At 72.8% G+C, this 13,336-nt stretch carries 11 protein-coding genes; 4 read left to right on the forward strand and 7 right to left on the reverse strand.

Annotation, left to right across the window (positions count from 1 at the left end; genetic code table 11):
• Positions 1-11: 11 nt before the first annotated feature.
• The 3 genes from K329_RS0105110 to wrbA all read right to left on the reverse strand — a co-directional run bounded on the left by K329_RS0105110 (position 12) and on the right by wrbA (position 2,636).
• Positions 12-503 (reverse strand): DUF4233 domain-containing protein, encoded by a 492-nt coding sequence (locus K329_RS0105110; protein ID WP_245596437.1) that lies wholly within the window; start codon positions 501-503, stop codon positions 12-14.
• The gene (locus K329_RS0105115) at positions 500-1,873 is read right to left on the reverse strand and encodes a bifunctional folylpolyglutamate synthase/dihydrofolate synthase (RefSeq protein ID WP_028472217.1); all 1,374 of its coding nucleotides are present in this window, start codon (positions 1,871-1,873) and stop codon (positions 500-502) included. Before K329_RS0105115 ends, K329_RS0105110 begins: the two co-directional genes overlap by 4 nt.
• Positions 1,874-2,012: 139 nt before the next feature.
• Positions 2,013-2,636 (reverse strand): NAD(P)H:quinone oxidoreductase, encoded by a 624-nt coding sequence (gene wrbA, locus K329_RS0105120; RefSeq protein ID WP_028472218.1) that lies wholly within the window; start codon positions 2,634-2,636, stop codon positions 2,013-2,015.
• Positions 2,637-2,819: 183 nt separating this feature from the next.
• Here wrbA and valS point away from each other — a divergent pair, with 183 nt between their 5' ends.
• Positions 2,820-5,444: a valine--tRNA ligase gene (valS, locus tag K329_RS0105125; RefSeq protein ID WP_028472219.1), complete on the forward strand. Its 2,625-nt coding sequence runs from the start codon at positions 2,820-2,822 to the stop codon at positions 5,442-5,444.
• A 410-nt stretch (positions 5,445-5,854) separates the two neighbouring features.
• Here valS and clpX read toward each other — a convergent pair whose 3' ends face one another.
• From clpX to K329_RS24705, 4 genes are all read right to left on the reverse strand, one after another.
• The gene (clpX, locus tag K329_RS0105130) at positions 5,855-7,135 is read right to left on the reverse strand and encodes an ATP-dependent Clp protease ATP-binding subunit ClpX (RefSeq protein WP_028472220.1); all 1,281 of its coding nucleotides are present in this window, start codon (positions 7,133-7,135) and stop codon (positions 5,855-5,857) included.
• A gap of 203 nt (positions 7,136-7,338) precedes the next feature.
• Positions 7,339-7,944, reverse strand: coding sequence for an ATP-dependent Clp protease proteolytic subunit (locus K329_RS0105135; RefSeq protein ID WP_028472221.1), 606 nt, complete (start codon positions 7,942-7,944; stop codon positions 7,339-7,341).
• A 14-nt stretch (positions 7,945-7,958) separates the two neighbouring features.
• Entirely contained in the window at positions 7,959-8,564 is a 606-nt protein-coding gene (locus K329_RS0105140; protein ID WP_028472222.1) for an ATP-dependent Clp protease proteolytic subunit, read from the reverse strand.
• Positions 8,565-8,704: 140 nt separating this feature from the next.
• Complete coding sequence (locus tag K329_RS24705) at positions 8,705-9,934, reverse strand: esterase/lipase family protein (RefSeq protein ID WP_052336367.1); 1,230 nt, start codon at positions 9,932-9,934, stop codon at positions 8,705-8,707.
• 154 nt (positions 9,935-10,088) lie between these two features.
• Between K329_RS24705 and K329_RS24710 the strand changes: the two genes are divergently transcribed.
• From K329_RS24710 to K329_RS29345, 3 genes are all read left to right on the forward strand, one after another.
• Positions 10,089-10,946 (forward strand): hypothetical protein, encoded by an 858-nt coding sequence (locus tag K329_RS24710; protein ID WP_157571566.1) that lies wholly within the window; start codon positions 10,089-10,091, stop codon positions 10,944-10,946.
• Between the two features lie 104 nt (positions 10,947-11,050).
• Positions 11,051-11,326, forward strand: coding sequence for a hypothetical protein (locus K329_RS0105155; RefSeq protein ID WP_028472223.1), 276 nt, complete (start codon positions 11,051-11,053; stop codon positions 11,324-11,326).
• A 280-nt stretch (positions 11,327-11,606) separates the two neighbouring features.
• The gene (locus K329_RS29345; protein ID WP_052336368.1) at positions 11,607-13,313 is read left to right on the forward strand and encodes a peptidoglycan-binding domain-containing protein; all 1,707 of its coding nucleotides are present in this window, start codon (positions 11,607-11,609) and stop codon (positions 13,311-13,313) included.
• Positions 13,314-13,336 lie beyond the last annotated feature (23 nt).

Raw genomic sequence — 13,336 nt, forward strand, 5'->3', positions numbered from 1 at the left:
AGCCATCGACGTCAGCCGTCCGCGCGGGAGGCGTCGTACGCCGCCCAGGCCGCGGTGCGCTCGCGGTCGATCTTGCGTCCGAGCAGGTCGGCGCCGGCCCACAGGGCCGCGAACACCGCGCCGAGGAAGAACATGGCGGGCACGAGGAACCCCGTCGCGACGACGAGGACCTGCAGCACCCAGCTGGCAGTGTAGGCCCACTCCTTGCGGAGCAGCCCCGAGAGCAGGAGGCACGCGACGCTCAGGCCGACCCCGATCACGACGGCCGTGGTCACGCCGACGTCGGTCAGCTGGATGAGGACGGGGGTCACCAGCCCCAGCGCGATGGCCTCGAGGAAGAGGACGGCGGCGCACATGCCGCGGCGCGGGGACTTGTGGCGCTCGGGGTTCTCCGGGTCGTCCGGGTCGTAGACCACGACCTCGGGGTCCGCGATCGCCTCCCGGCGCCGCCGGGCCCGCTCACGACGCGACTCGCGAGGCGACTCGGGGTGCGGCTCGGTCACTTGGGGCCTCCCAGCAGCACCCGTGCCTCGCCGACGGTGACGACGGAGCCGGTGACGAGCACGGCGCCCGAGCCGATGGAGCCGCTGCCGGCCTCGCCGGCCTCCGCGAGCGCCGCCGCCGCGTCGATGGCCTCGGCGAGGTCGGCCGCGACGGTCACGCGGTCCTCGCCGAAGATCGGCACCGCCGCCTGGTAGAGCGCCCTCGCCGGGAGCGACCGGGGGGTCGAGTTGCGGGTGCAGACGAGGTGCGCCAGGTGGGGCTCGAACGCGGCGAGCAGACCGTCGAGGTCCTTGTCGGCCATCACGCCGATGACACCGATGACGGGCGAGAACGTGAAGGAGTCCTCGAGCGCCGCCGCCGTGGCCTCGGCGCCGGCCGGGTTGTGGGCGGCGTCGAGCAGGATCGTGGGGCTGCGGCGCACGATCTCGAGGCGGCCCGGCGAGGTCGTCTCGCCGAACGCGGCGCGCACGAGGTCGTCGTCGAGCGGACGGTCACCGGCCAGGGCCTCGACCGCGGCCAGCGCGACGGCGGCGTTCTGGGCCTGGTGGGCGCCGTACAGCGGCAGGAACAGCTCGGAGTAGGTGCCGCGCAGCCCCCGGAGCGTGACGACCTGCCCGCCCACGGCCGGGGCCCGGGTGACGACGCCGAAGTCGACGCCCTCGGCGACGACGGTCGCGCCCACCTCGGCCGCACGGCGCAGGAGCACCTCGGCCACCGCGTCCTCCTGCGAGGCCAGCACGACGGTGGAGCCGGGCTTGATGATGCCCGCCTTCTCCTCCGCGATCGCCGTCGAGGAGTCGCCCAGGTAGGCGGCGTGGTCCATCGTCACGGGCAGCACGACGGCGACGTCGCCGTCGGCCACGTTGGTGGCGTCCCACGAGCCGCCCATGCCCACCTCGACGACGGCCACGTCGACCGGGGTGTCGGCGAACACCGCGAACGCCATGCCGACGACGGTCTCGAAGAAGGAGAGCGGGTGGGGCTGGTCGGCGTCGACGAGGTGCGTGTAGGGCGCCACGTCGTTGAAGGCGCGCACGAAGGCCTCGTCGGAGAGGGGGGCGCCGTCGATGCTGATCCGCTCGCTCATCTTCTCGACGTGGGGGCTGGTGAAGCGGCCCGTGCGCAGGTCGAGGGAGCGGAGCAGGAGGTCGATCATCCGGGCCGTGGACGTCTTGCCGTTCGTGCCGGTCAGGTGCACGACCTGGTAGGCCCGCTGGGGGTCGCCCAGGAGCTCGGTGAACGCGGCGATGCGGTCGAGCGAGGGCTCCAGCCGGGTCTCGGGCCACCGGGACAGCAGGGCGTCCTCGACCTCGGCGAACGTGCGGGCGGGCCGTGCCTGGGGGGTGGTCCCCGGATCGAAGTCAGTCATCGCACGGCCGAGTCTAGGGCCGCGCCGCAGCAGCCGCCGACACGGCCGGGGCGGGGTCGTGAGGACCCCGCGCCCGGCCCGTGCCGGCCGCCACGTCGCGATGGATCAAGCGTCGAGGTGGATCAGGCGTCGAGGTGGATCAGGCGTCGTCGCGGCTGGCGCCGTTGCCGCCGGCCTCGAGGCGGCGCGAGATCGCGGCCGCACGGTTGACGAGGTGGTCGAGCGCGGCGAGGTCGTTCTCGTCGAGCTCGGTGGAGGCGCCGGTGACCTTGGCGACGCCGTACGGGTTGCCGTCGTTGAACTTCAGCGGGTCGGTGTAGCCGGGGGCCACGACGATGCCGCCGAAGTGGAAGAACGACGTGTAGAGGCTGAGCAGCGTCGACTCCTGGCCGCCGTGCGCGGTCTGGCTGGCGGTGAAGCCGGCGTAGACCTTGTCGGCGAGCTTGCCGGCGCCCCACAGCGGGCCGAGCGTGTCGATGTAGGCCTGCAGCTGGCTGGCGACGTGGCCGTAGCGCGTCGGCGACCCGAAGAGCGCGACGTCGGCCCAGTCGAGGTCGTCGGGCGTGGCCACGGGCTCGTCGGCCACGTCGCGGCGGTGCTGGGCCCACGCGTCCTGGCTCGCGACGGCCTCGTCCGGCGCGATCTCGGCGACGTGGCGCAGGCGCACGTCCGCGCCGCCCGCCTCCGCCGTCTCCGCGAGGCGCCGGGCCATCGCGTCGACGGTGCCGGTCGAGGAGTAGTAGATGATCGCGATCTTCGTCATGGGGCCTCCAGAGGTCCGGGAACGGTCGGGGAACGGGTCGTGGTCGAACGTAACGACGTGTCCCTGAGGTGCCCGTGCGTCACGCCTGCACCCTCACCCGTGGGGAGGTGACGCCCGACGGCCCACCTCACGTGCGACGACGCGCTTTCGCGGGTGGCAGTCACCTTTCGTAACATGCCCCCCATGACCGAGACCCAGAACACCGAGCAGTCCCCGACGACGCCAGAGCGCGCGGCTGTCGTCGTACCGGACAAGCCGGCGCTCGAGGGCCTCGAGTCCCGCTGGTCGCAGCAGTGGAAGGCCGACGACACCTACGCCTTCGACCGCACCCGCCCGCGGGCGGAGGTCTACTCCATCGACACCCCGCCGCCGACCGTCTCCGGCTCGCTCCACGTCGGCCACGTCTTCTCCTACACCCACACCGACCTGGTGGCCCGCTACCAGCGGATGCAGGGCAAGACCGTCTTCTACCCCATGGGCTGGGACGACAACGGCCTGCCGACCGAGCGTCGCGTGCAGAACTACTACGGCGTGCGCTGCGACCCGTCGCTGCCCTTCGATCCCGACTTCACGCCGCCGGAGAAGCCGGACCCGAAGCGCCAGGTCTCGATCAGCCGCCCCAACTTCATCGCGCTGTGCGCCACGCTCGTCGAGGAGGACGAGAAGGTCTTCGAGTCGCTGTGGCGCACGCTCGGCCTCTCGGTCGACTGGTCGCAGCAGTACACGACGATCGGCACCAAGGCGCAGACCGCCAGCCAGCGCGCCTTCCTGCGCAACCACGCGCGCGGCGAGGCCTACCTGCAGGAGGCGCCCACGCTCTGGGACGTCACCTTCCAGACCGCGGTCGCCCAGGCCGAGCTCGAGGCCCGCGAGTACCCGGGCGCCTACCACCGGGTCGCCTACCGCAAGCCCGACGGCACCCCCCTGTACGTCGAGACCACCCGCCCCGAGCTGGTCGTCTCCGCGGTGGCGCTGATCGCGCACCCCGACGACGAGCGGTACGCCGGCCTCTTCGGCACCACCGTCACCTCGCCGGTGTTCGGCGTCGAGATCCCCGTGCTGGCCCACCCCGCCGCCGAGCCCGACAAGGGCGCCGGCATCGCGATGTGCTGCACCTTCGGCGACCTCACCGACGTCACCTGGTGGCGCGAGCTGCAGCTGCCGGTGCGCACCGTGATCGGCCGCGACGGCCGCTTCCTGCGCGACGTGCCGGAGTGGCTGACCAGCGACGCCGCGCGGGCGGCGTACGAGGAGCTCGCCGGCAAGACCGTCCACTCCGCCCGCGAGACCACCGTCGCCAAGCTCGTCGAGGCCGGCGACCTCGACGGCGACCCCCGCCCGACGCAGCGCATGGCGAACTTCTACGAGAAGGGCGACAAGCCGCTCGAGATCGTGGCGACCCGGCAGTGGTACATCCGCAACGGCGGCCGCGACGCCGGCCTGCGCCGCGAGCTGCAGGACCGCGCCGACGAGATCACGTGGGTGCCCACCCACATGAAGCACCGCTACGACAACTGGGTCGGCGGGCTCAACGGCGACTGGCTCGTCTCGCGCCAGCGGTTCTTCGGCATCCCGTTCCCGGTCTGGTACCCGCTCGACGACGACGGCCAGCCCGACTACGAGCACCCGCTCGTGGCCAGCGAGGCCGAGCTGCCGGTCGACCCGTCGACCGACGCGCCCCGCGGGTACGACGAGAGCCGCCGCGGCCAGGCGGGCGGCTTCATCGGCGACCCCGACGTCATGGACACGTGGGCCACCTCGTCGCTCACGCCGCAGATCGCCGGCGGCTGGGAGTCCGACCCCGACCTCTTCGCCCGGGTGTTCCCGATGGACCTCTGCACCCAGGGCCACGACATCATCCGCACCTGGCTGTTCTCCCGCGTGGTGCGGGCGCACTACGAGTCGGGCACGGCGCCCTGGACCCACGCGCTGCTGTCGGGCTGGGTGCTGGACCCGGACCGCAAGAAGATGTCGAAGTCCAAGGGCAACGTCGTCGTCCCGACCGAGATCCTCGAGAAGTACGGCGCGGACGCCGTCCGCTGGCGTGCCGCGATGGCCCGCCCCGGCCTCGACTCGCCCTTCGACGAGACCCAGATGAAGGTCGGCCGTCGTCTCGCGATGAAGGTGCTGAACGCGTCGAAGTTCGTCATCGGCGGCGTGCAGGCCACCGAGCTGAACCGCTTCGAGGTCTCCGAGGCCGTCGACTGCGCGATGCTCGGCCTGCTCCGCGAGACCGTCGCCAAGGCCACCGACGCGTTCGAGGCCTACGACTACACGACGGCGCTCGAGGCCATCGAGAAGACGTTCTGGGAGTTCTGCGACGACTACCTCGAGCTCGTCAAGGAGCGCGCGTACGCGACCGGCACCGAGGCCTCCGCCTCCGCCCGGGCGACGCTGGCGATCGCGCTGCACGTGCAGCTGCGGCTGCTTGCGCCGTTCCTGCCGTACGTCACCGAGGAGGTCTGGTCGTGGTGGCAGGAGGGCTCGGTGCACCACGCCGCCTGGCCCGTCGAGGCCGACCTCGGCTCCGCGGCCGCCGCCTCCCCCGCCACCCTGCGCGCGATCTCGAAGGCGCTCGCGGGCGTGCGCGGCGTGAAGTCGCAGGCCAAGGTCAAGATGCGCACGGAGGTCACCCGCGCGGTCGTCACCGGCCCCGAGGCGGAGATCCGGGCCGCCGAGGCCGCTGCCCCCGACCTGCGGGCCGCGGGCGCCGTCACCGGTGAGCTGGAGTTCGTCGTCGCCGCCGACGCGACCGAGCTCAGCGTCGCGGCGGACCTCGCCGCCCCCGAGGCGCCGACCGAGGGCTGACACCCCGCCGTACGGCGCCCACCCGCGTCGTACGCACGCACCACCTCCGCGAGCCGGGTCCTTCGGGGCCCGGCTCGTGGTGGTGCGGGACCCGGGGCGTGACGTCATCCGGACCGCGCTCCCCGCACCACCATCCGGATGACGTCCCGCTCGGCTCGCGGCGGTCGGTGGTCCGTGACGATCTGCCGCCCTCCCCCGGCGTGTCGCACGGCAGGTCGTCACGGACTATCCCGACCCCGCGAGGTAGTCCCTGACGAACCGGTCGCCACCGGGCCGCCCGGACGACCACGTCGTCAGGGACTACCCGGGTGGGTCGTCGGACGTCCACCCCGGCGTACGACAAGAGCCGGCCCCCGCGGTGGGGACCGGCTCTCGGTCGTCGGCTCAGGCCGTGCGGCGCGCGTGGCGCGTCAGGCGGACTTCTTCTTCTTCGCCTCGGGCTCGCGGAGCACCAGCGTCGGGGGCACGTCGCCGTTGACCGACTCCTCCGTGACGACCACGGTGGCCACGTCGCCGCGGGAGGGGACGTCGTACATCGAGTGGAGGAGGACCTCCTCGATGATGGCGCGCAGCCCGCGGGCGCCGGTGCCGCGCTCCATCGCCTTGTCGGCGATGGCGGCGATGGCGTCCTCGGTGAACTCCAGCGTGACGCCGTCGAGCTCGAAGAGCTTCTCGTACTGCTTCACGAGGGCGTTCTTGGGCTCGGTGAGGATCTGAACGAGCGCCGGGTTGTCGAGCTTGCTGACGCTCGCGATGAGCGGGAGCCGGCCGATGAACTCGGGGATGAGGCCGAACTTCGTGAGGTCCTCGGGGCGGACGTGCGCCAGGAGGTCCTCCGACTCGCGCTCGGCCTCGCCGCGCACCTCGGCGGTGAATCCCAGGGTCTTCTTGCCGACGCGCTGCTCGATGATGTGCTCGAGCCCGGCGAAGGCACCGCCCACGATGAACAGGATGTTCGTCGTGTCGATCTGGATGAACTCCTGGTGCGGGTGCTTGCGCCCGCCCTGCGGCGGCACCGAGGCGGTGGTGCCCTCGAGGATCTTGAGGAGCGCCTGCTGCACGCCCTCGCCGGAGACGTCGCGCGTGATCGACGGGTTCTCGGCCTTGCGGGCCACCTTGTCGATCTCGTCGATGTAGATGATGCCGGTCTCGGCCTTCTTGACGTCGTAGTCGGCGGCCTGGATCAGCTTGAGGAGGATGTTCTCGACGTCCTCGCCGACGTAGCCGGCCTCCGTCAGTGCGGTGGCGTCGGCGATGGCGAACGGCACGTTGAGCATGCGCGCCAGGGTCTGCGCGAGGTAGGTCTTGCCGCAGCCCGTGGGGCCGACGACGAGGATGTTGGACTTCGCCACCTCGACGTTCTCGTCCTTGCTGTGGCGACCGGCGGCCGCCGCGGCGGACTGGACCCGCTTGTAGTGGTTGTAGACCGCGACCGCGAGGGACTTCTTCGCCTGCTCCTGGCCGATCACGTAGGAGTTGAGGAACTCGAAGATCTCGCGGGGCTTGGGCAGCTCGTCGAGGCCGACCTCGGCGCCCTCACCCAGCTCCTCCTCGATGATCTCGTTGCAGAGCTCGATGCACTCCGTGCAGATGTAGACGCCGGGGCCGGCGATGAGCTTCTGCACCTGCTTCTGGCTCTTGCCACAGAAGGAGCACTTCAGCAGGTCTCCTCCGTCACCGATGCGTGCCACGGGTGATCATCCTCCGGTCTCGTCGACGCGCGGTGGCGTCGGACGGTCGTGCGTCGAACAGGTGCGGCTCACCGGCCGCGGGAGCGGCCGACGCCGTGCGGTGCCGGCCCGATCCGCATCCCGGACGGTACCCCGTGACGACCCGCTGCGCGGGCCGACACGGGGCGCCGAACCAAGAACCAGGACGACACCAGCAGGTTCGCTCAGACGAGGAGCGAGGTCTTGCGGGAGTCGAGGACCCCGTCGATCAGGCCGTACTCGAGGGCCGCCTCGGCGGTGAGGATCTTGTCGCGCTCGATGTCGCGGCTGACCTCCTCGCGGTCCTTGCCGGAGTGCTCCGAGATCATCGTCTCGAGCAGCTCGCGCATGCGCAGGATCTCGTTCGCCTGGATCTCGATGTCGGAGGTCTGGCCGAACGTGCCCTCGGTGTAGGGCTGGTGGATCAGGATGCGGCTGTTCGGGAGCGCGAGACGCTTGCCCGGCGCGCCGGCGGCGAGCAGGATCGCCGCGGCCGAGGCCGCCTGGCCCAGGCACACCGTCTGCACGTCGGGCTTGATGAAGCGCATCGTGTCGTAGATCGCGGTCAGCGCGGTGAACGAGCCACCGGGGCTGTTGATGTAGATCTGGATGTCCTGGTCGGGGTTCATCGACTCCAGGCAGAGCAGCTGCGCCATGACGGCGTTCGCGACGTCGTCGGAGATCGGCGTGCCGAGGAAGATGATGCGGTCCTCGAAGAGCTTGCCGTAGGGGTCGATGCGGCGGAACCCGTAGGAGGTCCGCTCCTCCCACTGCGGGATGTAGTAGTTCATGTCGTCTCGACCTCTCAGTCCTGGGTGTGGGCCGGACGGCCCTCGTCGGCGGCCTCGCGGGCGCTGCGGACGACCTTGTCGACCAGGCCGTACTCCAGCGCCTGCTGCGCCGTGAACCACCGGTCGCGGTCGGCGTCGGTCGTGACCTGCTCGATCGTCTGGCCGGTGTGCTCGGCGATGAGCTCGAGCAGCACCTTCTTGATGTGCAGCGACTGCTGGGCCTGGATCTTGATGTCGGAGGCCGAGCCGCCCATGCCGGACGAAGGCTGGTGCATCATGATGCGCGCGTGCGGCAGGGCGTAGCGCTTGCCCTTGGCGCCGGCGCAGAGCAGGAACTGCCCCATCGAGGCCGCGAGGCCCATGCCGACGGTCGCCACGTCGTTCGGGATGTAGTTCATCGTGTCGTAGATCGCCATGCCGGCGTCGACGGAGCCACCGGGCGAGTTGATGTGGAGGAAGATGTCAGCCTCCGGGTCCTCCGCCGACAGCAGCAGCAGCTGGGCGCAGATCGCGTTGGCGTTCTGGTCGCGGACCTCGGAACCGAGGAACACGATCCGCTCGCGCAGCAGACGCGAGTAGATGTGGTCGTCGAGCGGGTTGAAGCCCCCGGCACCGTTCATCTGTGGGTTCTGGTTCACGTCGGCGACAGTAGCCGCCACGACGGACAGTTCCACGGGTATCCCGGCCCTGTTCGCCAACAGCGGATTCTCCGGGCCCCGGCCGACCCCCGCCGACCCCCACAGCGCCCCGCCCGGCGCGCTCAGGCCAGCCAGGCCCGCAGGCGGGCGGACACCTCGGGGTGGTTGAGCAGGCCGAAGTGCCCGGTGCCGCCGACGTGCAGCGTCTCGACGTCCACCTCGGAGAACAGGTCGTCCCCCGCCCGGCCGCGGCGTCCGTACGCCGACTGCTCGCGCACCAGCAGGTCGCCCAAGCCGGCCCCCACCGGGTGCCGCGGCGAGCGGCTGAGCGTGGCGGAGACGAGCCGGTAGCGGGCGTGCGGCAGCGCCGGGACGTCGTGGGCGAGCCCGTCGACGAGGTCGCGGATGCCCTCGGAGCGCTGGTCGAGGATGCGCCCGAACGCCCCGGTCTCCGCGAACCGCCCGAGCGCGTCGCTGCCGTGGCCGACGATGCCCGCGAGCGGGGCACCGCGGTGCGGGGTGCCCAGCGTGACGACGTCGGTGACGCGGTCGGCCCAGGCCGGCGCGGGGCCGCCCCCGTGCTCGGCGGCGACCACGGCGGACGCCGCCCGCACCACGAGACCGCCCATGGAGTGGCCCACCAGCGCGATCCGCTCCACGTCCACCGGCCACGCCTCGACGAGCCGGTCGAGCAGGGAGGCGAGCCCGACCCCGTTGGCCCGCAGCGGCAGGCCGGAGTTCATGCGCAGCAGCACCGGGGTCCACCCGTCGTCGGCGAGCTCCTCGACGTACGTCGTGCCGCGCTCCTCGCGGTGCAGGCCCCAGGCCGCCTCGCTCTCGCCGAGGCCGTGCAGCAGGACGACCAGGCGTGGGCCCGCGGTCGGGTACGCCGCGGCCAGCGCGTCCGGGTCGAGGGGCACGTCGCGACCCGCGGCGCGCACCGAGAACGGGATGGCCAGACGGCTGGCCTCGGCGTCGAGCCGGTCGCCGATCAGGCCGTTGACCGCCGCCCGCACGAGGGCGCCGGCGGGTCGCGCCTCGAGTCGCGGCCCGACCCCGGCGTCCGCGAGGGCGCCGACGCCGCGCGCGGCGCCGCGCAACGACCCGCCCACGGCGGCGTACACGGCTCCCGCGACGGCGTCGTGGCCGGGGCGCAGCGCCCGGGCGACCCCGCCCGTGCCGGCGGAGGCGGCGCCGTACACGCGGTCGGCCACGGCGCGGTGGGTGTCGCGCACGGACCCCACCACGAGCTCGTCGGCCACCTCGAGCAGGAGCGCGAGGGCGTCGAGGACGCCGGGGCCGGCCGGGGCGGTGGCGCGCGGCGGGTCGGGCAGGGGGGCGGGCACGGACATGCCCCCAGGGTCCGCCGCGCGCGCGAGCAGGTCAAGAGATCCGGTGCACACCCGTCCACCGAACCGGCTCAACCGGCTCGGTCGGGCCGCATCGTCCCTGGTGAACGGCCTGCATGGGGGCCCGACCCCTGGTCAGGTGTGGTTGGATCGACACATGCTGCGGGTGACGCTGAGAGGCGCCGGACTGCCGACGGTGACCCTGGGCTCGGGGGAGACCCTGTTCTTCGGTCGCTCTCCCGACCACGCCGTCCCGGACGACACGCCCGAGAATGCCCTGCGCGTGACCGCGATCGCGCTCCCCCGCTGCGCCCCCCACGTCTCGCGGGTGCTCGGCGAGCTGATCGTCGGCGAGGAGATCGCCCGGCTGCGCTGGCACGGGTCCGGCGAGACCCAGGTCTCCAGCCTGTTCGACGCCCCCGGTGGCGCGCGGCGCGTGACGCTCGCCGAGGGCATGTCCCTGCTGCTCGACGAGGGCGAGAACCAGCTCGTCGTCATGCGGGGTCGGGTCGGCTCGGGCGCCGAGGGCACCTACGACGACCTGTCGATCGTCGTCGACGTGACCCTCAGCGGCAGCGGTCCCGTCGTCACGCTCCCCCGCCCCGGGGTGGACGAGGAGGACGTCGACGCCGGCGCCACCGCCCCCGCGCCGCACCTGCCGCCGCTCAGCCGCGAGTGGTACGTCGCACTCGCTCTCTCCGAGCCGTGGCTGACCGGCACCGACGACTACCCGCGTCCCCCGTCGAACCGCGAGATCTACGAGCGCGTGCTGCACTGGCACGGCTACGCCTGGAACCTCGAGCGCGCCCAGCGGGTCGACGACGCCATCCGCTCGATCTCCGCGCTGGCCTTCGGTCCGCGCGACGACCCCTTCCGTGCGGGCACGGGACGGGCCCAGAACGTCCGCTTCGCGATCGGCCGACGCACCGCCGAGGTCCAGCTGGTGACCGCGGACGACCTGGATCGCGTCGAACGGGCCGCCACGCGGCGGAACGTTCCACCCCGGCAGCCCTAGCCCGCCGCCCCCGGTCTTCCTAGCCTCCTGGCACGAGCATCCCCGCGGCCGCGCGTCGCGGCCCGCCAGCAGAGACCGCCAGCCACCGCCAGGGAGGACCCACCATGAGCAGCAGCTCCAGCATGCAGGGCATGGACACCGAGTACGCCCGCAACGTCGGCCAGAACATGGGCGAGCAGGCCGGCCAGGTGGCCGGCGTCGTCTCCAGCATCAGCGCCATGATCTCGGGCCTGAAGTGGGAGGGGCCCGACCGCAGCGGCTTCGAGAGCGACTGGACGGGATCGTTCGCGCCCAGCGCCAACGCGGCCTCCGAGTCCCTCTCCGAGCAGGGCCGCGTGCTCTGCGTGCACGCCGACCGCCAGGACGAGGCCAGCGGCTGATCCCTGCCCGTCCCCGCCGTCGTCACCCGCACGTCCCCGCACCGGGGCCGGCCGCCTCCCACCGAGGCCGCCGGCCCCGTTCGCGTTCCCAGCGGCCCCCGAGCGGCCCCAGAGCGGCCCCCGAGCCGCCCCCGAACCGCCCCGGAGCCGCCCCGACGGGGCGGAACCTTCCACCCGCGCAGCTCTCGACCCGGTGCTCGACGCCGCCCTAGCGTCCTGCTCACACCGACCGACACGGCCCGGCACGGACCGGACCGGCGACCGACCGAAGGAGGGGACGATGGCTTTTCTCGGAGCAGACACCGACGAACTCCGCGAGGCTGCGCAGAAGTGCCAGGAGGGCAAGGAGACCACCGACCAGGTGATCACGTTCGTCCGAGCCCTCATCGCGATGCTCCGGGCGGCCTCGTTCTTCACCGGCGGCGCCAGCGCGGCCTACGCCACGTTCCTCGAGACCCAGGTCCTGCCCTGGCTGCAGAAGATCTCGATGGCCCTCGGCATGTTCGCCCAGGTGCTCGGCGCCAACGCCGAGGCCCAGGACCAGGTGAGCGCCGGCGAGACGGTCGACTTCAGCACGCTGCCGAAGTACACGAGCCCCCTGCAGTCCGAGTCGCCGCTGACGAAGTTCGACGGCCCGGCCATCGCCCCCACGCAGCCGCTGATGCCCGGCACCCCGGGCACGACGACCACGACCACGTCGAGCACGACCACGACGGCCGACGGCGTCACCATCCCCGGCACCACGACCACGACGACCAGCCCGCTCGGCGGGGGCGGCGGCCTCAGCGCCCAGCCCGTGCCGGCGATCACGACGCCGGGCTCCGGGCCCGACTCGCTGCTGCGGACCGCGGCGCCGACCACGGCGTCGTCCACCCCCGAGCTCGGCGGCGCGCTGCCGACCGGGGTCTCCGGCTCCACCGGGGGCGGCACGGGTGGCGGCACGGGTGGCGGCCTCGGCAGCGGGTCCGGCGGCGGCACCGGCGGCGGCACGGGTGGAGGCACCGGTGGCGGCAGCGCTCCGGCGCTGGGCTCCGGCAGCATCGACGGACGCTCGGTGCCCGAGGGCGCCCCGGTGTCGAGCAGCACGGGCGTCACCCCCACCGGCGGCGCCATCCCCGGCGCCGACTCGCTCGGCACCCCGGCGCTCAACCCGACCGGCGACTCGCTCACCACCAGCGGCGATCGCCCGTCGTACGGCGCGGCAGCCGGGCTGGCGGGCGGCGCGGCCGCCCTCGGCCTGGGCGGAGCGGCCCTGGCCAGCCGTGGGCAGGGTGGCGACTCCGCCATCGAGAAGCTCGTCGGCGAGAACGGTCGCGGCAGCCGCGGCGAGGGCGTCAAGGAGCTGCAGCAGCGGCTCACGGCGTCGGGCTACGACACCCAGGGCACCGACGGGCAGTGGGGCGGCAAGACCCAGGCGGCCTACGAGGCCTGGCGCGCCGACCACCCGCAGCAGATCGCGCAGGGCACCGGCTTCACGGCCCCGAGCGGCTACGACTACAACCAGATCACGGGCGTGCAGGGCAACCGCAACGTCACCCCCGAGTTCCTCCGTGAGCTCGAGGGCGTGGCGGGCCGCATCGGCGCCCAGCCGGAGCACCTGCTGGCGACGATGAGCTTCGAGACCGGCGGCCGGTTCAGCACCGACGTCGTCAACCCGCGCAGCGGCGCCACCGGGCTGATCCAGTTCATGCCCGACACCGCGGCCGGCCTGGGCACGAGCACCGAGGCCCTCTCCCGCATGACGCCCACGGAGCAGCTCTCGTACGTCGAGCGCTACTTCGAGCCCCACCGCGGTCGCGTCGGCGACCTCGAGGGCGTCTACACCAGCGTCCTCGGCGGACGTCCGATGGACGCCGAGACGACGATGTTCAGCCAGGGCACGCAGTCCTACCACCAGAACCGCGAGCTGGACATCAACGGCGACGGCCGCATCACGGCCGCCGAGGCCACCTCCCACGTCCGCAGCCGCATGGGAGGCAGCAACTGAGCGACGACCACCTGCCGCGTCCC

The sequence above is a fragment of the Nocardioides alkalitolerans DSM 16699 genome, from assembly GCF_000426525.1.
Classification (GTDB): Bacteria; Actinomycetota; Actinomycetes; order Propionibacteriales; family Nocardioidaceae; genus Nocardioides; species Nocardioides alkalitolerans.

What these genes read in the sequence shown, in the direction of transcription:
- K329_RS0105115 (WP_028472217.1), bottom strand. Translation starts at nt 1,873, where the DNA reads ATGACTGACTTCGATCCGGGGACCACCCCCCAGGCACGGCCCGCCCGC.
- wrbA (WP_028472218.1), bottom strand. Translation starts at nt 2,636, where the DNA reads ATGACGAAGATCGCGATCATCTACTACTCCTCGACCGGCACCGTCGAC.
- valS (WP_028472219.1), top strand. Translation starts at nt 2,820, where the DNA reads ATGACCGAGACCCAGAACACCGAGCAGTCCCCGACGACGCCAGAGCGC.
- K329_RS0105135 (WP_028472221.1), bottom strand. Translation starts at nt 7,944, where the DNA reads ATGAACTACTACATCCCGCAGTGGGAGGAGCGGACCTCCTACGGGTTC.
- K329_RS0105140 (WP_028472222.1), bottom strand. Translation starts at nt 8,564, where the DNA reads ATGAACGGTGCCGGGGGCTTCAACCCGCTCGACGACCACATCTACTCG.
- K329_RS24705 (WP_052336367.1), bottom strand. Translation starts at nt 9,934, where the DNA reads ATGTCCGTGCCCGCCCCCCTGCCCGACCCGCCGCGCGCCACCGCCCCG.
- K329_RS24710 (WP_157571566.1), top strand. Translation starts at nt 10,089, where the DNA reads ATGCTGCGGGTGACGCTGAGAGGCGCCGGACTGCCGACGGTGACCCTG.
- K329_RS0105155 (WP_028472223.1), top strand. Translation starts at nt 11,051, where the DNA reads ATGAGCAGCAGCTCCAGCATGCAGGGCATGGACACCGAGTACGCCCGC.
- K329_RS29345 (WP_052336368.1), top strand. Translation starts at nt 11,607, where the DNA reads ATGGCTTTTCTCGGAGCAGACACCGACGAACTCCGCGAGGCTGCGCAG.